General features: G+C 68.1%; 17 protein-coding genes. 2 read left to right on the top strand and 15 right to left on the bottom strand.

Annotation, left to right across the window (positions count from 1 at the left end):
• Positions 1-5: 5 nt before the first annotated feature.
• From ACZ5QD_RS00215 to sucC, 13 genes are all read right to left on the bottom strand, one after another.
• Positions 6-860 carry an HpcH/HpaI aldolase/citrate lyase family protein gene (locus ACZ5QD_RS00215; RefSeq protein WP_101841611.1) on the bottom strand — a complete coding sequence of 285 codons (855 nt, stop codon included), beginning with the start codon at positions 858-860 and terminating at the stop codon, positions 6-8.
• A gap of 26 nt (positions 861-886) precedes the next feature.
• Positions 887-1,387 carry a MaoC family dehydratase gene (locus ACZ5QD_RS00210; protein WP_006894664.1) on the bottom strand — a complete coding sequence of 167 codons (501 nt, stop codon included), beginning with the start codon at positions 1,385-1,387 and terminating at the stop codon, positions 887-889.
• Complete coding sequence (locus tag ACZ5QD_RS00205; RefSeq protein ID WP_006894662.1) at positions 1,384-2,532, bottom strand: acyl-CoA dehydrogenase family protein; 1,149 nt, start codon at positions 2,530-2,532, stop codon at positions 1,384-1,386. Before ACZ5QD_RS00205 ends, ACZ5QD_RS00210 begins: the two co-directional genes overlap by 4 nt.
• Positions 2,533-2,661: 129 nt before the next feature.
• Positions 2,662-4,740, bottom strand: a complete 2,079-nt coding sequence (locus ACZ5QD_RS00200; protein ID WP_006894661.1) for an acetyl/propionyl/methylcrotonyl-CoA carboxylase subunit alpha — start codon at positions 4,738-4,740, stop codon at positions 2,662-2,664.
• Between the two features lie 5 nt (positions 4,741-4,745).
• The gene (locus ACZ5QD_RS00195) at positions 4,746-6,317 is read right to left on the bottom strand and encodes a carboxyl transferase domain-containing protein (RefSeq protein ID WP_006894660.1); all 1,572 of its coding nucleotides are present in this window, start codon (positions 6,315-6,317) and stop codon (positions 4,746-4,748) included.
• A gap of 164 nt (positions 6,318-6,481) precedes the next feature.
• The gene (locus tag ACZ5QD_RS00190; protein ID WP_464367008.1) at positions 6,482-7,096 is read right to left on the bottom strand and encodes a TetR/AcrR family transcriptional regulator; all 615 of its coding nucleotides are present in this window, start codon (positions 7,094-7,096) and stop codon (positions 6,482-6,484) included.
• A 13-nt stretch (positions 7,097-7,109) separates the two neighbouring features.
• Positions 7,110-8,486, bottom strand: a complete 1,377-nt coding sequence (locus ACZ5QD_RS00185; protein ID WP_464367007.1) for a carboxyl transferase domain-containing protein — start codon at positions 8,484-8,486, stop codon at positions 7,110-7,112.
• 36 nt (positions 8,487-8,522) lie between these two features.
• On the bottom strand, positions 8,523-8,741 hold the full coding sequence (locus tag ACZ5QD_RS00180) for a hypothetical protein (RefSeq protein ID WP_045538625.1): 219 nt from the start codon (positions 8,739-8,741) through the stop codon (positions 8,523-8,525).
• Positions 8,742-8,870: 129 nt separating this feature from the next.
• Positions 8,871-9,536 (bottom strand): DUF5336 domain-containing protein, encoded by a 666-nt coding sequence (locus ACZ5QD_RS00175; protein WP_231650236.1) that lies wholly within the window; start codon positions 9,534-9,536, stop codon positions 8,871-8,873.
• A 65-nt stretch (positions 9,537-9,601) separates the two neighbouring features.
• Complete coding sequence (locus ACZ5QD_RS00170) at positions 9,602-10,042, bottom strand: RDD family protein (protein ID WP_006894656.1); 441 nt, start codon at positions 10,040-10,042, stop codon at positions 9,602-9,604.
• Positions 10,035-10,598, bottom strand: a complete 564-nt coding sequence (locus ACZ5QD_RS00165; protein WP_006894655.1) for a hypothetical protein — start codon at positions 10,596-10,598, stop codon at positions 10,035-10,037. The genes ACZ5QD_RS00170 and ACZ5QD_RS00165 overlap by 8 nt, the downstream gene beginning before the upstream one ends.
• A 101-nt stretch (positions 10,599-10,699) precedes the next feature.
• Positions 10,700-11,602, bottom strand: coding sequence for a succinate--CoA ligase subunit alpha (gene sucD / locus ACZ5QD_RS00160; protein WP_006894654.1), 903 nt, complete (start codon positions 11,600-11,602; stop codon positions 10,700-10,702).
• A gap of 16 nt (positions 11,603-11,618) precedes the next feature.
• Complete coding sequence (sucC, locus tag ACZ5QD_RS00155) at positions 11,619-12,782, bottom strand: ADP-forming succinate--CoA ligase subunit beta (RefSeq protein ID WP_006894653.1); 1,164 nt, start codon at positions 12,780-12,782, stop codon at positions 11,619-11,621.
• Between the two features lie 299 nt (positions 12,783-13,081).
• On the opposite strand from sucC, the gene ACZ5QD_RS00150 reads away from it, so the two are divergent.
• Complete coding sequence (locus ACZ5QD_RS00150; RefSeq protein WP_006894652.1) at positions 13,082-14,092, top strand: M23 family metallopeptidase; 1,011 nt, start codon at positions 13,082-13,084, stop codon at positions 14,090-14,092.
• Positions 14,093-14,416: 324 nt separating this feature from the next.
• Positions 14,417-15,484 carry an IS110 family RNA-guided transposase gene (locus ACZ5QD_RS00145; RefSeq protein ID WP_045538629.1) on the top strand — a complete coding sequence of 356 codons (1,068 nt, stop codon included), beginning with the start codon at positions 14,417-14,419 and terminating at the stop codon, positions 15,482-15,484.
• A 124-nt stretch (positions 15,485-15,608) separates the two neighbouring features.
• On the opposite strand, the gene ACZ5QD_RS00140 is transcribed toward ACZ5QD_RS00145, so the two are convergent.
• A complete protein-coding gene (locus tag ACZ5QD_RS00140) occupies positions 15,609-18,116 on the bottom strand; it encodes a UvrD-helicase domain-containing protein (RefSeq protein ID WP_045538630.1) in 2,508 nt (835 codons plus the stop codon).
• 64 nt (positions 18,117-18,180) lie between these two features.
• Positions 18,181-20,040 (bottom strand): TgpA N-terminal domain-containing protein, encoded by a 1,860-nt coding sequence (locus ACZ5QD_RS00135; RefSeq protein ID WP_464367006.1) that lies wholly within the window; start codon positions 20,038-20,040, stop codon positions 18,181-18,183.
• Between the last annotated feature and the right edge of the window lie 6 nt (positions 20,041-20,046).

Genomic DNA, 20,046 nt, shown 5'->3' with positions numbered 1-20,046 from the left:
CCGGCTCAGCCGGCGGGAGGCTGCATCACCCGGGCGAGGATCGCTCGGGCTTGGGCGATCACCGGGCCGTCGATCATCTGCCCGTCGACGGCGAACACGCCGCCGTCGTGCGCGAGGGCGCCGTCGCACACCTTGCGGGCCCATTCGACGCGCTCGGCCGACGGTGCGTAGCCGGCGCGGATGTGCTCCACCTGACTCGGATGGATGCAGGCGGTGGCCGTGTAACCCTGGGCGACGGCGTCGCGGACCTCCGCCACGAGTCCGTCCACGTCCGCGATGTCGATGTGGACCGCGTCGATCGCCGCCACACCGAAGGCCGCGGCCGCGAGCCGGACCCGTGCCCGGACGTGCCTGGCGATGTCGCGGTAGCCGCCGGTGCCCGGCTCGTCCGCACCGAATCTGCTCGACGTGCCGCCCATCCCGGCCGCGAGATCCTCGGCACCCCACATCAGGCCGACGCAGTTGGGCGCCGCCGCGATCTCCTCGACACGAACCGCGCCGAGAGGTGTCTCGATGAGCGCGATGGTGGGCAGTCCGTGCGCGGTGATCTGCGCCGCGGATTCGACCTTCGCCTGCATCACGACCCGATACGGCGTGCACTGCACCGCGTCCAGATCCCGCTGATGCTCCACGCTGCCCGCGGGGTTGATCCGCACGATCACCCGGTCGGCCGCGATCGGATCGGCGATCAACGCCTCCCGGGCGTCGGCCTTGTTGACCTCGGCGACGGCGTCCTCGAGATCGAGGATCACCATGTCGGCGCGGTCGAGCGCCTTGGCGTACCGCTCGGGGCGGTCGGCCGGGCAGAACAGCAGAGCCGGTCCGGCCGGCGTCCAGGATTGCGCTGTGGACCCTGTCATTCCCGACCCTCTCACTCCGGACACTGTCATTCCCCTTCGGGTCGAACGCGCACGAGGGTCGAGCGCGAGGCACGGGCCACGATCACTCCGTCCTGATTGCGGCCGATGTGCGTCAGGTCGACGATCCCCTCGCCCGGACGCGACTTGGACAGCCGCTTGCCGGTGCACTCGGTCTCGCCGTACAGGGTGTCGCCGGCGAACATCGGTGCCGGGAAGGCGATGTCGTGGAAGCCGAGATTCGCGACCAGCGTCCCCTGAGTCAGCTGTGCCACCGACAGCCCGACGATCGTCGACAGCGTGAGCATCGAGTTCACCAGCCGCTGACCGCCGAAGCCCGGCTGCGTGGCCGACCACGCCGCGTCCAAGTGCAGGGCCTGGGTGTTCATCGTCAGCGTGGTGAAGAACGTGTTGTCCGCCTCGGTGATGGTGCGCCCGGGACGGTGTTCGTAGACGGTGCCGATCTCGAACTCCTCGAACCAGAGCCCACGCTGCGTGACGTGCTTGGCGCCGCCGTCGGCCGCGGTCATGCCGGCAGTCCCAGCGATCGCGCGATCAGCATGAGCTGCACCTCGGTGGTGCCCTCGCCGATCTCGAGGATCTTGGAGTCGCGGTAGTGCCGGGCCACCGGGTACTCGTTCATGAAGCCGTAGCCGCCATGGATCTGCGTCGCCGTCCGGGCGTTGTCCATCGCGGCCTCCGAGGAGATCATCTTGGCGATCGCGGCCTCCTTCTTGAAGGGCTTGCCCGCGAGCATCTTGGCGGCGGCGTCGTAGTACGCCATCCGCGCGACGTGCGCCCGGGCCTCCATGCGGGCGATCGCGAACGACACCGACTGGAACTCGGCGATCGCCTTGCCGAACGACTTGCGCTCGCGGGCGTACTTGACCGATTCGTCGACGCACCCCTGGGCGACGCCGGTCGCGAGACCGGCGATGGCGATCCGGCCCTCGTCGAGGATCGACAGGAAGTTCGCGTAGCCGCGGCCTCGTTCGCCGAGCAGGTTCTCCCGTGGCACGCGCGCGTCGTCGAAGCTCAGCGGGTGGGTGTCGGAGGCGTTCCAGCCGACCTTGTTGTACGCGGGTTCAGCGGTGAAACCCGGTGTTCGGGCGGGCACGATGATCGTCGAGATCTCCTTCTTGCCGTTGTCGCGCTGCCCGGTGACCGCCGTGACGGTCACGAGCGAGGTGATGTCGGTGCCGGAGTTGGTGATGAACTGCTTGCCACCGTTGATCACCCACTCGTCGCCGTCCTCGCGTGCCGTGGTCGCGGTGGCGCCGGCGTCCGAACCGGCGCCGGGCTCGGTGAGACCGAAGCCCGCGAGACGGCGGCCCGCGAGCAGATCCGGCAGCCAGGTCTCCTTCTGCTCCTGGGTGCCGAACTTGTAGATCGGCATCGCGCCGAGACCGACCCCGGCCTCGAGCGTGATCGCGACCGATTGGTCGACCTTCCCGAGTTCCTCGAGTGCGAGGGCGAGCGCGAAGTAGTCGCCGCCCATCCCGCCGAACTCCTCGCTGAACGGCAGGCCGAACAGGCCCATCTCGCCCATCTGCGCGACGACCTCGTACGGGAAGGTCTTCTTCTCATCGTGTTCGGCGGAGACGGGCGCCACCACCTGCTGTGCGAAGTCGCGCACCGTGCTCACCAGGTCGGTGTATTCCTGCGTCAGTTCCATGGAGTGAGATTCCTCGTCGTATGTGGGGCCGGGTCCATCGGTCCGGCGCTGTCTGTGGATCGCTGTCTGGGGTTGAAAGTCTCTAGCTGTGGAGCCGTGTGTCGTTGACGTGGTTCGCGTCGAAGCGGCTCAGTCGTCGACCTGGACGTGCGCGAGCAGTTGCTGCGCGTCCACCTTGTCCCCGACCCGGACCTTGATGGACGCGGTTCCGTCGATCGGAGCGCGAAGGGTGTGCTCCATCTTCATCGCCTCGACCACCACCAGCGGGTCGCCGGCCGCGACCTGCTCGCCGTCGACCCCGGGCACCGCGACCACGGTGCCCGGCATCGGACTGACGATGTGGCCCGCGGCATCGCCTTCATCGTGCTCCGACAGCGCGCGGACCGTGTGCAGAATCCAGGTTCCCGGCCGGCCCGACACCCAGCGGCGACCGCCGCGGGCGTCGACCGCCACCTCCCAGCGGTGCGAACGTCCGTCGACGATCAGGTCGAAGGCGTCGCCGGGCACCTGGCGCAGCCGCACCGGGGCCTGCCACGGTTCGCGGTCGAGATCCTCGAAGGAGATCGTCACGTGTGCGTCGAGGGTCCCCGGCCGCGGCGTGCGGTTCTGATCGATCTGCGCCGACACCGTGTAGACGTGCCCGGACTCGGCCAGCCGCGCGAGGACCGGTGACGGTGCGCCGATGCGGAAGCCGATCGCGGACGACCAGAGATCGTCCGGGTCGCCGAGGTCCAGAGCGCCGAGCGCACCCGCGACCAGCGCGTGCGGATCGGGCATCGGGGCGGCGTAGTCGGCGGCGATCCGGTCGAGCAGTTCGGTGTCGAGCACGCCGTCGCGCACATCGCGCTGCGCGAGCGCGTAACGGCAGAAGCCGATGTTGGTCACGACGCCGAGCAGCCGGGTCTCCGACAAGGCCTCGTCGAGACGGTCGAGCGCCTCGGCGCGATCGGTGCCGTAAGCGATCACCTTGGCCAGCATCGGGTCGTAATCACTGCCGATCACCGACCCCTCCTCGATGCCGCTGTCGACGCGGACACCGGGCCGCTGAGCCCCGGTGGCGAGCCGAGCCGGCTCCATCGAGGCCGCACGCGGCCACGACAGCCGCGTCACCTCGCCACCGGTCGGCAGGAATCCCTGCGCCGGATCCTCGGCGTAGACGCGTGCCTCCACCGCGTGACCGGTCATCACGATGTCGTCCTGCGTCAAGGCCAGCTTCTCGCCGCGGGCGATCCGCACCTGCTGCTCCACCAGGTCGACACCGGTCACCATCTCGGTCACCGGATGCTCCACCTGCAGCCGGGTGTTCATCTCCATGAAGAAGAAGTCCTCGGGCGCGGTGGCCGAGACGATGAACTCGACGGTTCCCGCCCCGGTGTAGCCGACGCTGCGGGCCGCATCGCAGGCCGCCTCGCCGATCCGCTGCCGGGTGGCCTCGTCGAGCAGCGCCGACGGCGCCTCCTCGATGACCTTCTGGTGGCGGCGCTGCAGGGAGCACTCGCGCTCACCGAGATGGATCACGTTGCCGTGCTCGTCGGCCAGGATCTGCACTTCGATGTGCCGCGGCGTGAGCACGAAGTGTTCGAGGAACAGGGTGTCGTCGCCGAACGCCGACGCCGCTTCGCGACGCGCGGTGGCCAGCGCCTCGGGAAGTCCGGACGGGTCCTCCACTCGGTGCATGCCTTTGCCGCCGCCGCCCGCACTCGGCTTGATGAGTACGGGGAAGCCGACGCCGCCCGCGGCGTCGATCAGTTCCTGATCCGTCAGGCCCGGACGGGAGATGCCCGGGACAACGGGCACGCTGCGTTTGGTGACCGCGTCGCGCGCGGTGATCTTGTCGCCCATCGTGGCGATCGCCGATGCGGGCGGTCCGATGAAGATGATGCCCGCTTCGGCCAGTGCCTCGGCGAACTGCTGGTTCTCCGACAGGAAGCCGTAGCCGGGGTGCACGGCGTCGGCACCGGTGAGCCGGGCCGCCTCGATGACGGCGTCGATCCGCAGATAGCTCTGCGTCGCCGGTGCCGGGCCGAGCCGGACGGCCTCGTCCGCGGCCTTGACGTGCGGGGCGTCCGCATCCGCGTCCGAGTACACGGCCACCGATTTGATGCCCATGTCGTGGAGCGTGGCGATCACACGGCAGGCGATCTCGCCGCGGTTGGCGACGAGGACCTTGCGAATGCTGCGAGTGTCAGTAGTGGTGTTCACGTGCATGTCCCTCACATCCGGAAGACGCCGTAGGCGGGATCGTCGAGCGGCGCGTACCGGCAGGCCTCCAGGGCCAGCCCCAGCACGGTTCGGGTATCGGCGGGATCGATGATCCCGTCGTCCCACAGTCTCGCCGTGGAGTAGTACGCGTCGGATTGACGCTCGAACTGATCGCGGATCGGCGCCTTGAAGGCCTCTTCCTCCTCCGCCGACCAAGTGCCGCCGGAACGTTCGATACCGCCCCGCCGGACCGTGGCCAGGGTGTCTGCGGCCTGCGGTCCGCCCATGACGGAGATCCGGGCGTTGGGCCACATCCACAGGAAGCGCGGCGAGTATGCGCGGCCGCACATGGAGTAGTTGCCCGCGCCGAACGAGCCGCCGATCATCACGGTCAGCTTGGGCACGCGTGCGCAGGCCACGGCGTTGACCATCTTGGCGCCGTTCTTGGCGATGCCGCCCTCCTCGTACTGGCGACCCACCATGAAACCGGTGATGTTCTGGAGGAAGATCAGCGGGATGCGGCGCTGGTCGCACAGTTCGATGAAGTGCGCTCCCTTGAGCGCCGACTCGCTGAACAGCACGCCGTTGTTGGCCACGAACCCGACCGGGTGACCGTGGATCTTCGCGAACGCCGTCACCAGCGAGGTGCCGTAGCCGGCTTTGAACTCGGTGTACTCGCCGCCGTCGGACAGGATCTCGATGACCTCGCGCACGTCGTACGGGATCCGCGAATCGGTCGGCACCACGTCGTAGATGTCGGTCTGCGGGCGCTGCGGCGCGCGGGTGGGCACCGTCTCCCACTGCGCGGGCTCGCGCGGGCCGAGGGTGGCGATGATCTCGCGCACCTTGGCCAGTGCCTGCTCGTCGTTGTCGACGAGGTGATCGGTGACGCCGGAGACGGTGGAGTGCATGCTTCCGCCGCCGAGTTCCTCCGCGGTCACGTCCTCGCCCGTCGCCGCCTTCACCAGCGGCGGGCCCGCCAGGAAGATGGTGCCCTGGTTCCGCACGATGACGTTCTCGTCGCTCATCGCCGGGACGTAGGCGCCGCCCGCAGTCGAGGAACCGAGGACTGCCGAGATCTGCGGAATCCCGGCCGCGCTCATGGTGGCCTGGTTGTAGAAGATGCGGCCGAAGTGCTCCCGATCCGGGAAGACGTCGTCCTGGTTGAGGAGCATCGCACCGCCGGAGTCGACCAGGTAGATGCACGGCAGCCGGTTCTGCGACGCGATCTCCTGCGCGCGCAAATGCTTCTTGACGGTCACCGGGTAGTACGTGCCGCCCGACACCGTGGCGTCGTTGGCGACGATCATGCATTCGCGGCCGTGGATCCGGCCGATGCCGGCCACCACGCCGGCCGCCGGAGCCTTGCCGTCGTACATGTCGTAGGCCGCGAGCGGAGCCACCTCCAGGAACGGCGAACCCGGATCGATCAGGGCGTCGATCCGGTCACGTGGGAGGAGCTTGCCGCGCGAGAGATGTCGCTCTCGCGCCTTCTCGCCGCCGCCCTGCGCCGCGGCGAGCAGCCGGGTCCGCAACACGGCCACGTTGGCGTGATGCGCGTCTGAAGAGGATGTCGCCGTCATGCCGCCCTTTCAGTTAGCTTCGATTAACTGAAATACAGGATAGGTGACGGCGCCCACATTCGCCAGTCCCTGGCCGGGTCTCACAGCGGAATGAGTGAATTGTGCAGCTGAGGCGCCCTCGCACGGACCCGAAACGGTCTCGTGGGAGCCTGGCCGGCGTGCCGTCAGCCCTGCAACGCGCCCACCGCCATTCCGGTCAGCAATCCGCGCAGCCGGTCCCGGGGAAACTCCGGAAGCCGCGGTGAGGAGTTGAGCAGACCGAACATGGCGTGGATGCGCACCCGCGCCTCTACCGCTTCGAGTTCGACGCCGCGGTCGATGGCGTGGTCCATCAGCACTCGCACCCACACCTCGACGTAACGGCGCTGCAACGAACGCACGCGGTGCCGCGCCTGCGGCGACAGCGACCACAGATCGCGGTCCTGCACACTGATCAGGTCCGGCCGGGTCACCAGCACGTCGATGTGGAACTCGATGAGTCGTTCGAGCACCTCGACCGGTGTTCCGCCCTCGGCCGCCGCGGCCACGCCGCCGTCGTGCAGCCGCTCGCTGATGTCGATCAGAATCGTGTCGAGCAACTCGGATTTGGACTGGAAGTGCCGGTACATGGCCGGGCCGCTGATCCCGACCTCGGCGCCGATGTCCTCCAGCCGCACTCCGTTGTAGCCGCGCTGGGCCATCTGCCTGGCCGCCGCCGACAGGATCTCCACGCGCCGCGCCGCCTTCGCCTGTTCACGGCGAGTGGCCGGTCGCGGCGTCGGGACGGGTTGCGAAGACATGACGCTGCCGACTCTACCGCCCGACCCGCACCCGCCCCGAGCGATCGGCGACGGGGTCGGTGGCGATCCAGCGGTCGATGGCCGCCACCGTCTCGTCGAGTGTCGTCACGACCTCGTCGACGATTCCCAGCCGGCGCAGCTCGCGCACCCAGACGTGCTGAGCCCGGGCCATCTCAGCCGCATGGCCGACGTCTCCGTGCATGATGACGCTCGCCCCCTCGGGCGGAAGCGGTGCGAGCCAGCCGTCAGCGGCACCGATCACCCGATCGGCCGGGAACATCGCGAGCGCCGCGCCGCCCGTGCCCTGCCCGAGCAGAACCGACGCCGTGGGAGTCGCGGCCGACAGCAGCTCCATCGTGCACGCGGCGATCTGCCGAGCCAGGCCCGATTCCTCGGCCGCCCGCGACAGTTCGCCGCCGCTGGTGTCGACGACGGTCACCAGCGGCAGTCCCCACCGGACGGCGAGCGCGATACCCCGGCGAGCGACGCGAAGGGCGTCGGCCGAGATCGACCGGCCCTCCGATTGGATTCGGCGATCCTGCCCCGCCAGCACCACTGGACGGCCGCCGAACCTCGCGAGCGCGATACGGATCGGCCCGTCGCCCGCCAGCCGCACCGCCCCGAGGTGAGTCTCGAGTTCGGTCAGCCCGGGGCGCATCCGGTCACGTGTGGCGGCCACCGCCGACCACGCGTCGTCGACCTTCGCGGCGAGCGGTCCCGCCGCCTCGTGCCGGACGGCCGCCGCAGCGGGATCGAGCGCCGCGAGGACGCTCGCGACCCGAGCGCCGAGGCGGCGGTGGTCGACGACGTCGTCGACGAATCCCAGGCGGTGCAGGTTCTCGGCGGTCTGCACGCCCGCCGGGAACTGGCGGCCGTAGATGCCCGCGTACACCTTGGGTCCGAGGAATCCGGTCAGCGCTCCGGGTTGAGCCCAGGTGACGTCGCCGAGCGACCCCCAGGAGGCGAAGACCCCGCCCGTGGTCGGATGTCGCAGATACACCAGGTAGAGCAGCCCGGCGTCGCGGTGCTCGGCTACGGCAGCGGTGATGGCGGCCATCTGAAGGAACGCGGGCGTGCCCTCCTGCATGCGCGTTCCGCCGGACGCCGGGAGCGCCAGGAGAGGCAGCCGCTCCGCCGTGGCGCGGCGCACCGCCTCGACGATCCGCGCACCGGCCGTCGCGCCGATCGACCCGCCCGATACACCGAATTCGCTGACCACCAAGGCGATGGGACGACCGCCGACGCGCCCCGAGCCGGTACAGACCGACTCCGGCTCGGTGGACCGATCCCAGCTGCACCACGTCCCGTCGTCGAGCACGGCGTCGATCATCGCCGCGGCGTCTGGCCGCTCATCACCCGGCCGCCCATTACCCGGCCGCTCAGTACCCATATGCCCGATGATGCCTGACGCCGGGCGTTCGGGCAGTCAACTCATGTTCGGCGTCCACAACGGGTAGCACCAGCGCTGCGGGACCGGCGAGATCGCGTCGATGGCCGCGCAGATCAGAAAGCAGACCGTACCCGTGCAGTACATCCGCGGAGGGGGCGCGTGGGTCGGTGCGGCCGACGCGGCCGGTGCCCCGGCGAAGGCGACGGTGAGTCCGACCGCCGCCACGGCGGCGAGGAGCGTGATTCTGCGGATCATGGCGAGCCTCCAATCCCCTGTGGACTGCCTCCGGCGAACGCTCTGTCCTCGACGCTACGACGAGCGACGAGCCTCGTCCAGGGCGCAGCACGATTCGGCCGAACGATCACCGCTCGCGTCCGACCGAGCTCAGAATCGGGGCGGCGGCCCCTGGTCGGCGGGAGCACGACCGTCGATCACCGCGGCGATCGCCAACAACGCCGCTTGGATGAAACCGACCGTCAGCGCCACATAGGCACCGGCCCCGAGACTCAGGAACGGCGGAAGACCCAGTGCGCAGACGAGCAGACCCAGCCAGCCGAAGATCGCGAGGAAGGCCAGCAACGGCAGGTAGCGCCGCCACCTCGGTGCGGCCAGCCCCGCTGCCGCGACACCGACTGTCCCCAGCAGCAGAAAGAACCAGCCGGGACTGAGAATCAGCGACGGGCTGAGGTAAGCGGGCACATCGAAGGTTCCGTTCATGCCAGTGGCCCAGACCTCGGCCTTGTGGTCGATCTCGTCGGAGACCGTCACCCAGCCGAGGAATCCCATGAAGAACGTGACCAGTCCGGCCGCCGTGGACCCGACAGCCATCAGGACCGGCGTCGGAGTGCGCGAGAGGAGCGGGGGCCTGACGGGAGGCGGCGGGTAACCGGGCTCGCCGTACATCATCGGCGGCGGTCCCGGCTGCGCACTCGGTCCCGGACCGTATCCGGGCATCGGGTTGGCGGAAGTCCAGGAATTCGTCTCTTGGCCGAGGGCCTGCTGCGAGTCCGGCTTCGGGTCCGGCTGATTCGGATGCGGCGGGTTGGTCATGTCCGTATCTAACCACCCGGATCCGACACTGCGGGCCCGGTCGACGGCGGCGGTCCGCCCCTCTCTCATCCGTCGGTGTAGATCACCTTGGTCCGCAGCACCGCGTCCTGCAACGACATCCGCCGCGGAGACAGCACAACCCAGAACAGTCCGACCGGGAACACCACGCAGGTCAACGCCCGGAGCAGGATCTGCGCAAAGTGCATCGGCCGTCCGCTGACGCGCACCACACGCAGTCCCATCAACACGTTCCCCACCGTCCGGCCGGTCACCGACCACCCGGCGACCAGATAGACGAACGCGATGCCGAGGAATCCGCTGGTGGTGAACCACCACCCGACCTGCGGGAAGGCGAAGTTGGTGATATCCATCGTGAACAGGACGAAGGCCGTCCCCAGATAACCGAGACCGAGAAGCGCGACCACCAGCACCACGTCGATGACGGCGGCGATCAGCCTGGTCACGATCCCCGCGGTCCGCGGCCGCGCGTCGCGCGGCTCAGTCATCGTCGGACTTCCGGCGGAAGACCCGGTTCACGAAGCCCTCCACGGCGTCGTCGGCGCGTTCGCTGCTGGTCCGGACGTCGGAGATCATCTCGGTCGTCACGGTGGAACTGGCGTCGCGCACGATCGACGAGAGATCCACGCCGTTGATCACCCGGTTGCCGACCACGACCAGATCGACGCCCGCGAGGACGGCGTCGAGATCGATGCGCCGGACCGCCTTGTCGAGGTCGACTCCGTCGACCACCGCGTCGATGTCGAGTCTGGCCAGAACCGGGTTGAGATCGAGCCGGTCGAGGATCGGCGTCAGGTCGATGCCGTCGAGCACCTTCTGCAGATCGATGGTGTCGATCACCGCGTTGAGGTCCAGTCGTTCCACGACGGCCTGCAGATTCACTTCGCCGAGCACCCGGTCGAGGTCGACGGCCGCGAGCAGCACCTCGGTCAGGTCGATCTCTTCGGTGAGGAATGCGATCGCCTCGGACAGCACGCCGCGGATCACTGCACGCGGAACATCGAGCACGCGGTTCACGGCACCCGAGACCAGATCGGTTATCACTCGACGATTATGGCTGAATGCGAAACGTCCCGGTGCGGCAATGCAGCCGTACCGGGACGTTTCGTCGTCCGACTCTCAGGTCCGTCCGGACCGGAGTCCGATCAGAGTGCGTCGAAGAGCTCGCGCGCCAGTGCGGCGGTCTCGCTCGGGGTCTTGCCGACCTTGACGCCGGCGGCCTCGAGGGCCTCCTTCTTGGCCTGCGCGGTGCCGGAACTGCCAGAGACGATGGCGCCTGCGTGGCCCATGGTCTTGCCCTCCGGCGCGGTGAAGCCCGCGACGTAGCCGACGACCGGCTTGGTGACGTTGGCCTTGATGTAGTCGGCCGCACGCTCCTCGGCGTCGCCGCCGATCTCGCCGATCATGACGATGAGCTTGGTCTCCGGATCCTTCTCGAAGGCCTCGATCGCGTCGATGTGGGTGGTGCCGATGACCGGGTCTCCGCCGATGCCGATGGCGGTCGAGAAGCCGAGGTCGCGCAGCTCGTACATCATCTGGTAGGTCAGGGTGCCCGACTTCGACACGAGGCCGATCGGGCCCTTGCCGGTGATGTTGTTCGGGGTGATGCCGACCAGCGCCTCGCCCGGCGTGATGATGCCGGGGCAGTTCGGGCCGATGATGCGGGTCTTGGCGCCCTTGTCGACGTTGTACGCCCAGGCGTAGGCCGAATCCTGGACCGGGATGCCCTCGGTGATGACCACGAGCAGCGGGATCTCGGCATCGATGGCCTCGATGATGGCGTCCTTCGAGAAGGCGGGCGGCACGAAGGCGATCGAGGTGTCGGCCCCGGTCTTCTCCATGGCCTCGGCGACCGATGCGAACACCGGCAGTTCGACGGTGTTACCGTCGGCGTCCACGTGCGAGACGGTGGTGCCTGCCTTGCGGGCATTGACACCGCCGACGACGTTGGTGCCGGCCTTCAGCATCAGCGCGGTGTGCTTGGTGCCCTCGCCGCCGGTGATGCCCTGGACGATGACCTTGTTGTTCTTGTTCAGGTAGATCGACATGAGTCTTCTTCGTCTCCTACTGGTTCGCCAGCTCAGCGGCCTTGTCGGCACCCGAGTCCATGGTGTCCGCCAGGGTCACCAGCGGGTGGTTGGCCTCGGCCAGGATCTTGCGACCCTCCTCGACCTTGTTGCCGTCGAGACGGACCACCAGCGGCTTGCTGGCGGCGTCGCCCAGCTTGGCGAGCGCGCCGACGATGCCGTTGGCGACCGCGTCACAGGCGGTGATGCCGCCGAAGACGTTCACGAAGACGCTCTTGACCTGCTCGTCGCCGAGAATGACGTCCAGACCGGCCGCCATCACCTCGGCGGACGCACCGCCGCCGATGTCGAGGAAGTTGGCCGGCTTCACGCCGCCGTGGTTCTCACCGGCGTAGGCGACCACGTCGAGGGTCGACATGACCAGACCCGCACCGTTGCCGATGACGCCGACCTGACCGTCGAGCTTGACGTAGTTGAGGTCGTTCTCCTTGGCCTTGAGCTCGAGCGGATCGGTGGCGTCCTTGTCCGCGAACTCGGCGTGGCCCGGCTGCCGGAACTCGGCGTTGCCGTCCAGCGTCACCTTGCCGTCGAGCGCCAGGATCTGATCGTCCGGCGTGCGCACCAACGGGTTGACCTCGACGAGCAGTGCGTCTTCGGCGACGAAGACCTCCCACAGCTTCTGAATGGTCACGGCGGCCGCGTCGAGGACCTCGGCGGGCAGATGGCCCTTCTCGGCGATCTCGCGCGCGAACGCCAGGTCGACGCCCTTGACCGCGTCGACGGCGATGCGAGCCAGCCGGTCCGGCTTGGTTGCGGCGACCTCTTCGATCTCCATGCCGCCCTCGACCGAGCACATGGCCAGGTAGGTGCGGTTGGCGCGATCGAGCAGGAAGGAGATGTAGTACTCCTCGGCGATGTCACTGGCCTCGGCAACGAGGAGCTTCTTGACAACGTGGCCCTTGATATCGAGCCCGAGGATGTTTTCAGCGTGCGTCTGTGCGTCATCAGGGGTTGCGGCGTACTTGACGCCACCGGCCTTACCGCGGCCGCCGACCTTGACCTGCGCCTTGATCATCACGGGCTTGCCGATTTCCTCGGCGATCGCCCGCGCATCGGCGGCAGTGTCAGTCACCCGACCTGGTGTGGTGGGTACCCCATGCTTGGCGAACAGTTCCTTCGCCTGGTATTCGAAGAGATCCATTCAGCTCACCATCTGAAGTAATGTTTCGCCCGCTCCGGTGTAACGCGGGCCATAGGCGACTCTAAACCCCCGGCGCCGTCGCATTCGAACGCGACCCCAACCTTGTGCCGCATCTCACGCGCTACTGACCAGTAACCCCTTATGCACCGCAATTGTGGCCGCTGAGCAGCCAGAATGAGGACGTCATAGAGAGAGGCGGTGGACTTAGCGCCGACCGTTCGTTACCGTCGTCAGGGTTGGTAACAACTAGGTCACGACATGCGAGCCGCTGCCTCGAGCGGCAGCGCTGAGGATTTGAGGTGAACGACTTGGCAGCACGGAGCCTTCTCGACCGTGACGGCGCAACAGCCGGCCAAGCCGACCCCACTCCTCTCGACACCCCCAGCACTCACGACTTCCCGCTCCCTTCGCGCTCGCTGCGCATCGGCCTCGGCGGGTCCGCGCTGAACCAGGACACCGTCAGCACCACCGAGATCCTTCTCACCGACGGCGCAGCGGTCGACGACACCGCTGCCGACACCACCGCCACTGCGGTGGCCGCGCAGCCCGAGACAGGCAAGCCGAAGCACCGCCTCCGCGCCCCCTCGTCGGCCCTGCGTGCTCGTACCGCCCTATTCGCCATCGCCGCGGGCGCCACCGCGATCGCCGTCACCGGCTCCGGATCCGACGGCCAGGCGAGCCCACTCGCCCAGGCCCCCGCCGACCCCGCGCCGGTCGACGGCTCGAACGTCGTCCCGGTGGCGAACACCTCCGCGAGCGACACCGGCCCCGGAGCCGTTCCGGCCGCCTCGCAGGCCGATATGAGCGATTTCGGCGATCAGCTCTCGCAGGGCGTGAAGATCGCCAAGGAGCAGGCGGCCGCCATCGCCGCGAAGCAGAAGCCCCTCGTGGTCTCCCCGATCCCGATGGGCGTCTACAACCTCACGTCGGCCTTCGCGCCCCGCTGGGGCACCTTCCACGGCGGCATCGACATGGCCGCACCGCTCGGTACGCCCATCCATGCCGCCACCGACGGCGTGGTGATCGACGCCGGACCGGCCTCCGGGTTCGGCAACTGGGTGCGGCTCAAGGCGCCGGACGGCACCATCACCGTCTACGGCCATATGGCCTCCTCCGGTGTGCTGGTCCACAAGGGCCAGCAGGTCACCGCCGGCGACACCATCGCGCTGGTGGGCTCCGAGGGGTTCTCCACCGGACCGCACTGCCACTTCGAGGTGTGGATCAAGGGCCCGAGCGGCGCCTACGTGAAGATCGATCCCGCCATCTGGCTCGCCAAGAAGGGCGTCCGCCTCTCCGCACTCACCGGCTAGTCAGACACCGACGGGTTCGGTTCGCCGAGCCGCACCGGCCCACCGACCTTGCCGAGCAGCACCAGCTCCCCAGGCCGGTCTCAGTGTGATGGTTGAGTGGCCACTTCGGTGGTGGTTGGGTTCTCTTCACCGGGGATTTGGCTCTCAGGCCTGTTGCCTCCGCGTGTGGGTGGCGTTCACTCGTTGTGCCGGTTCCCGGTGAGGAGAGGCCAGACGGCCGTGGCTTGATAGGAGCGTGTCCTTGCATCAGGGCTCCACTGAGATTTGCCCGGGCCGGCTGGCCTCGTCCTCACCCTTGCACCTACTGCAATAGGAGGCCATTTCATGATCACCGTTGGAGCCGATGTTCACAAGGCGCGGCACACCTTCGTAGCCGTCGATACGGTCGGTGCCAAGATCGCTGAGACGGTCGTCCCGGCTACCACGGTCGGGCATCGCCAGGCGTTGGCGTGGGCACGAGCGTTGTTGCCCGGTGCTGAGACCGACGGACTGTTGTGGGCGGTCGAGGATTGCCGGAACATGTCTAATCGTTTGGAACGGGACCTGCTGGCGGCCGGGCAGTCAGTGGTGCGGGTGAGCCCGCATCTGATGGCGGCTCATCGCCGCACCGGCCGGGAACGAGGCAAGTCCGACCCCATCGACGCCCTGGCCGTAGCGCGCGCGGCACAACGTGAACCCGACCTGCCGGTCGCCTCTCACGACCAGATTTCCCGGGACCTGAAGTTGCTCACTGATCACCGCGATCATCATGTCGTGCAACGGACCTCGTCGATCAACCGATTGCGGTGGCATCTCCACGAGCTGGATCCGGAGTTCCTCGGCGATACGGCCGACCTTACGACCGTCCTGGCTCAGCAACGGATCAGAGCATGGCTCGGTGAGCGGTCCGGAGTGCTGGTGGAGATCGCCGCCGAGGTGCTGGCCGATGTTATGGATCTGACTGCGCGGATCAAGAAGCTCGACAAGCGGATCGATGCCGTGGTGACCCCGGTGTCGTCGGCGTTGCGGGAGATCGACGGCTGCGGTGTGCTGACCGCTGCGAAGATCCTCGGAGAGGTCGCCAACGTCGATCGGTTTCCCGGCCAGGACCAGCTCGCCCGCTACTGCGGGATCGCACCGGTGCCGGTATGGTCCGGCAGAACCGAAGGGACCATGAGGCTGACGAGATCGGGCAACCGGCAACTGAACCGAGCAATCCATGTCATCGCCCTGACTCAAGCACGCTGCGACCAGACTCTCGGGCACGCCTACTACGAGAGGAAACTCGCCGAAGGAATGTCGAAGAAGCAGGCCCTGCGTTGCCTCAAACGACAGATCGTCCGAGCCGTCTTCCGAGCCCTCGAAACCGACTACCAAAACCGCATCAACCCGGCCCTGAACACCGCAGCTTGACATAGGAGCTATGAGTAGCACCAGCCCCCCAGGCCGGTCGAGTAGCACCAGCCCCCCAGGCTGGTCGAGTAGCACGCGAACGTAGTGAGCGAGCGTATCGAGACGTCTGCCCACCACCCCTGCCCTACAGCTTCTCCCCCGGCAGTCCGCCGACGGTCATCAGCGTCACGCGGCCCACTTTCCCGCCGAAGTCGAACGTGATGCGCTCGGTGACACCGCTCCCCTCCTTCGCCACGGCCTTCCCCATCCCGTACTGCGGATGGTTCATCCGGTCGCCGATCTCGTAGTGGACGTTCTTGTTCCGCCCACGGGTCGGGTCGGACGAGTACGACGACCGTCCGCGCAGCCCCGAGCCGAAACCCGACTCGGAACCGTTGGACGATCCTCCGCCGGCCGAACCGAATCCGAAGCTGCCGCCGCGGGAGCCGAACTCTCGCATGCCACGCTTCGGCTCGCTACGCCGCCAGTCGATCAAGTGCTGCGGAACCTCTTGCAGGAACCGCGATTCCGGGTTCGACACCGGCTGTCCCCACGATGCGCGCGACATCGCACGGGTCAGATAGAGACGCTGGCGGGCTCGAGTGATCCCGACATACGCCAGCCGTCGCTCCTCGCTGAGTTCGGCCGGATCGCCGAGAGCCCTCATATGCGGGAAGTGCCCGTCCTCCCAGCCGGTGACGAAGACGACGGGGAATTCCAGCCCCTTGGCGGTGTGCAGCGTCATCAGGGTGACGACGCCCTCTCCCTCGTCGGGCACCTGGTCGGCATCGGCCACGAGGGCCACCTTCTCCAGGAACGCCGCGAGCGAGCCGGGCTCGGGTTCACCGTCGCCGACGACCTCGCCGGCCGCGTCCGCGTCGGGGTCGGTCGGCTCATCGGCCCGCTGCGCGGCTTCCATGCTGAAATCTCGGGCGACGGCGATCAGTTCGTTGAGGTTGTCCATCCGTGCGGCGTCCTGCGGGTCGTTGGACGCCTCCAACTCGGCACGGTAGCCGCTGCGATCGACGATCGCGTCGACCAGTTCGCCGATGTCGCCGCCCTCCGTGGTCGCGTCAGCGACGGCGTCGTCGACCGATTCCCCGCCGACGGCGCCGAAGGCCATCAGGAAGTCACTGCGCAGGCCCTCGATGAGGTCGACGAACAGGGTGATCTGCTTGACCGCGCGTGTATTGAGCAATGGGACGCGGTTCTCGGTCGCCTCCACCAGCGCCTGGTAGAAACTGATGCCGAGATTCTCCGCATGGACGGCGACGCACGCCTCGGCACGATCGCCGATCCCGCGCCGCGGTGTGTTGAGGATCCGGCGCAGGCTGACCGAGTCGTCGGGGTTCGCCACCACGCGCAGGTAGGCGATCACGTCGCGCACTTCCTTGCGCTCGTAGAACTTGGTGCCGCCGACCACCTTGTAGGGGATTCCGTGGCGGACGAAGACCTCCTCCAGCGACCGCGACCCGGTGTTGGTGCGATAGAACACCGCGACGTCGGCGTACGTGTGGCTCGCCGAACCCCCGATCGAGTAATCGACCAGTTCCTCTATCTCCTTCGCGATGAACGCGGCCTCGTCGCGGTCGGAGTCGGCGACGTAACCGACGATCAGGTCGCCGTCGCCCGAATCGGTCCACAGCTTCTTCTCACGGCGTCCCGCGTTGCGCGAGATGACGGCGTTGGCCGCCGACAGGATGGTCTGGGTGGAGCGATAGTTCTGTTCGAGCAGAATCGTCTCGGCGTCCGGGTAGTCGCGCTCGAACTCCTCGATGTTGCGGATCGTCGCGCCGCGGAAGGCGTAGATCGACTGGTCGGCGTCGCCGACCACGCACAGCTCCGACGGCTCCAGGCCGCTCGGGGTCGTCTGCTCGCCGACGAGCTCCCGCACCAGCACGTACTGTGCGTGGTTGGTGTCCTGGTACTCGTCGATCAGCACGTGCCGGAAGCGGCGCCGGTAGTACTCGGCGACATTGGGGTGCCGCTGCAGCAACGACACCGTCTCGCCGATCAGATCGTCGAAGTCGAAGGCGTTCGCCGCCGCCAGCCGACGCTGGTACTCGGCGTAGATCTGGGCGACGGTGCCCGCCGCCAGATCACTCTGGCCGTCGGCCGCCGCCTCCGCCGCGGCGTCGTCGGGATCCTTCAGTTCGTTCTTGAAGTTGGAGATCAACGTGCCCACACCGCGCGGGCTGAACTTCTTGGGATCCAGGTCGAGGTCGCGGACCACCATGCCGAGCAGTCTGCGCGAGTCGTCGGCGTCGTAGATGGAGAAGTTCGAGTTGCGATCACCGAGCAGGCTCGACTGCGCCCGCAGAATCCGAACGCAGGTGGAGTGGAAGGTCGAGACCCACATGTAGGCAGCGCGCGGTCCGACCAGGTCGATCACCCGCTCGCGCATCTCGGCTGCGGCCTTGTTCGTGAACGTGATCGCGAGGATCTGTCCCGGCGTCACGTTCCGTTCGGCGAGCAGGAAGGCGATGCGCCGGGTCAGCACGGCCGTCTTACCCGATCCCGCTCCCGCGACGATCAGCAGCGGCGACCCGGTGTGCAGCACCGCATCTCGCTGCTGGGGGTTCAGTCCGTCGAGGAGTTCGCGTCCCCGGTCGCTCAGCTGGGTCTCGTCGATGGCGGCAGGTGAAGAGTTCATGGCCTCTTCAGGCTACCTTCGGCCCCCGACAGTCCTCGCCGTCACGCCTGTCCCCGACCATCGGTCACGGCGCCGCCTCGGCCATCACCGGCGCCCCCACCCTGCCGTCCCCGGTGTGCAGGCGCAGCCCCGGCGTCACCGGCCGGATCCGGAGTTCGGTGCCGTGCCCGTCGAGCTGGACGTAGGCCGCGTGCAGTCCCGATCGCACCGGGACCTCGACGGGGTCGCCCCCTTCGAGACGGAGTTCCACGGTGCCGGCTCGGTCGGCGCAGTAGCTGAAACCGACGGTCCACTGCCAGTCGATCAACGGGCCGCTCAGCGGCAGCCTGGTGAGGTCGTCGATGCCGGGCTTGGCGCAGCTGCCCCGGCTCGGCTCGAAGGTCCGCACCGGCGACACCGCTCCCGCGACCAGGCGACCCTCCGGATTGAGGACCTTCAACTCATCGGTGACCTTCCCGAAGTCGGGACGCTCGCGCAGGCGGCCGAAGACATGGCTGATCATGTTGTTCGGATAAGCGACCGGCAGCAGCACCTCGAGCGGCACCGGCTGATCGAACATCGTCTTGCCGTCCATCGACGCCAGCGACGCACGCGCGGTGCGCAGATAGCCGCCGGTCGGATCGTCACGCCAGGACTGCCCGAAGGACATCGTGGCCGTGACCGCCGAGACCAGGAAGGCCACACCTGCCACCGCGGCCGCGACCGCCATCCGCCGGTCGGGCTGTGAGGGTCCCGCGGTGTGGGCACCGACATTCGGCGGCGCCGCGGCGATCAGGGCCAACGCGATCGCCAGCACCAGCGCGGTGTCGGGCAGGTACCGCATGGTCTGCGCCAGCTCGAGCGCGGTGTTGCCGCTCGACCGGTTCAACATCACCGGAATCTGGGCCGCCACCGCGTACAGCAGTGCGAAGAACCAGATCAGCGCCACGCCGCGTCTGCGGCGCACGGTGATCGCGATCGCCGACGCCAGCACCACCCAGCCGAGCACGATCATCCACACGCTCGGGAAACCCATCGGCGGCGACGGCGTCCACCGCTCCCACACCCACGGACCGCCGGTGAACGAGGGCACGATCGCGTTGGTGATGCTGCGCCACACCAGATGGGCCGTCTGCCCGATGGAGTGGACGCCGGCCGTGGCCGTCGACGTCGCGAGAAAGACCGCGGCCCACACCACGAACACGCCGCCGAGGATCAGCCACAGCGGACGAGCCCGCAGAAAGGCCTGGCTCAGCGGTGACGATCGGTAGTCGGCCTCATCGTCCCAGCGGGCCGATGAGCGATTGCGGAGCGCGAGAACCGCCGCGACGAAGGCGACGGGCAGGATGAACAGTGACTTCTCGAAGAACAGCAGACCGACCACGAAGGCGGCCACCGCGCCGATCAGCAGACGCCGACTGCGCACCGGGTCCGGGCGGTCGCGGACCAGCGCTACCGCGTTGCCGACCACGACTGCCATCGCGGCCTGCATCGGCAGGGTGTTCAGACCGGCCGCCCACCAGACGTAGGCACTGACGGTCATCGGAACGAACAGATAGAAGCCCAGGGCGGCCAGCGCCCAGCCCCCCGCCCGCGGCGCGAGGATGCGGATCATCCGCCACACCGCCAGTGAGGCGACCACCTGCAGGACCAGCAGCGTCAGCGCGGGCAGCCACCACTGCACGGGGGCCAGTGCCGTGGTGAGCCCGGCGACCAGGAACGCGGCGGGCATGAAGTGGCCGTCGTGGCTGTAACCCAGGAAATCCCACGACAGAATCGGGTACGTGGACGCCCGCCCCATGAGGATGAGGTCGTCCCAGTAGAAGTTTCCCCAGATCACCAGCACCGCGCGCACGACGAGCTGCACCATTATCAGCGCCAGTGCCAGTGCTCCGACTCTTCTCGCGGCGGTCGTTCTCGCGGTGGTCATCGCGGCGGTGGTCATCACTGC

Source organism: Gordonia sp. J1A, assembly GCF_055393515.1.
This window is presented reverse-complemented; position numbering and strand designations above follow the sequence as displayed.

Coding starts and splice junctions, on each gene's coding strand:
- ACZ5QD_RS00215 (WP_101841611.1), bottom strand. CDS start 860: ATGACAGGGTCCACAGCGCAATCCTGGACGCCGGCCGGACCGGCTCTG.
- ACZ5QD_RS00210 (WP_006894664.1), bottom strand. CDS start 1,387: ATGACCGCGGCCGACGGCGGCGCCAAGCACGTCACGCAGCGTGGGCTC.
- ACZ5QD_RS00205 (WP_006894662.1), bottom strand. CDS start 2,532: ATGGAACTGACGCAGGAATACACCGACCTGGTGAGCACGGTGCGCGAC.
- ACZ5QD_RS00200 (WP_006894661.1), bottom strand. CDS start 4,740: ATGCACGTGAACACCACTACTGACACTCGCAGCATTCGCAAGGTCCTC.
- ACZ5QD_RS00195 (WP_006894660.1), bottom strand. CDS start 6,317: ATGACGGCGACATCCTCTTCAGACGCGCATCACGCCAACGTGGCCGTG.
- ACZ5QD_RS00190 (WP_464367008.1), bottom strand. CDS start 7,096: ATGTCTTCGCAACCCGTCCCGACGCCGCGACCGGCCACTCGCCGTGAA.
- ACZ5QD_RS00185 (WP_464367007.1), bottom strand. CDS start 8,486: ATGGGTACTGAGCGGCCGGGTAATGGGCGGCCGGGTGATGAGCGGCCA.
- ACZ5QD_RS00180 (WP_045538625.1), bottom strand. CDS start 8,741: ATGATCCGCAGAATCACGCTCCTCGCCGCCGTGGCGGCGGTCGGACTC.
- ACZ5QD_RS00175 (WP_231650236.1), bottom strand. CDS start 9,536: ATGACCAACCCGCCGCATCCGAATCAGCCGGACCCGAAGCCGGACTCG.
- ACZ5QD_RS00170 (WP_006894656.1), bottom strand. CDS start 10,042: ATGACTGAGCCGCGCGACGCGCGGCCGCGGACCGCGGGGATCGTGACC.
- sucD (WP_006894654.1), bottom strand. CDS start 11,602: ATGTCGATCTACCTGAACAAGAACAACAAGGTCATCGTCCAGGGCATC.
- sucC (WP_006894653.1), bottom strand. CDS start 12,782: ATGGATCTCTTCGAATACCAGGCGAAGGAACTGTTCGCCAAGCATGGG.
- ACZ5QD_RS00145 (WP_045538629.1), top strand. CDS start 14,417: ATGATCACCGTTGGAGCCGATGTTCACAAGGCGCGGCACACCTTCGTA.
- ACZ5QD_RS00140 (WP_045538630.1), bottom strand. CDS start 18,116: ATGAACTCTTCACCTGCCGCCATCGACGAGACCCAGCTGAGCGACCGG.
- ACZ5QD_RS00135 (WP_464367006.1), bottom strand. CDS start 20,040: ATGACCACCGCCGCGATGACCACCGCGAGAACGACCGCCGCGAGAAGA.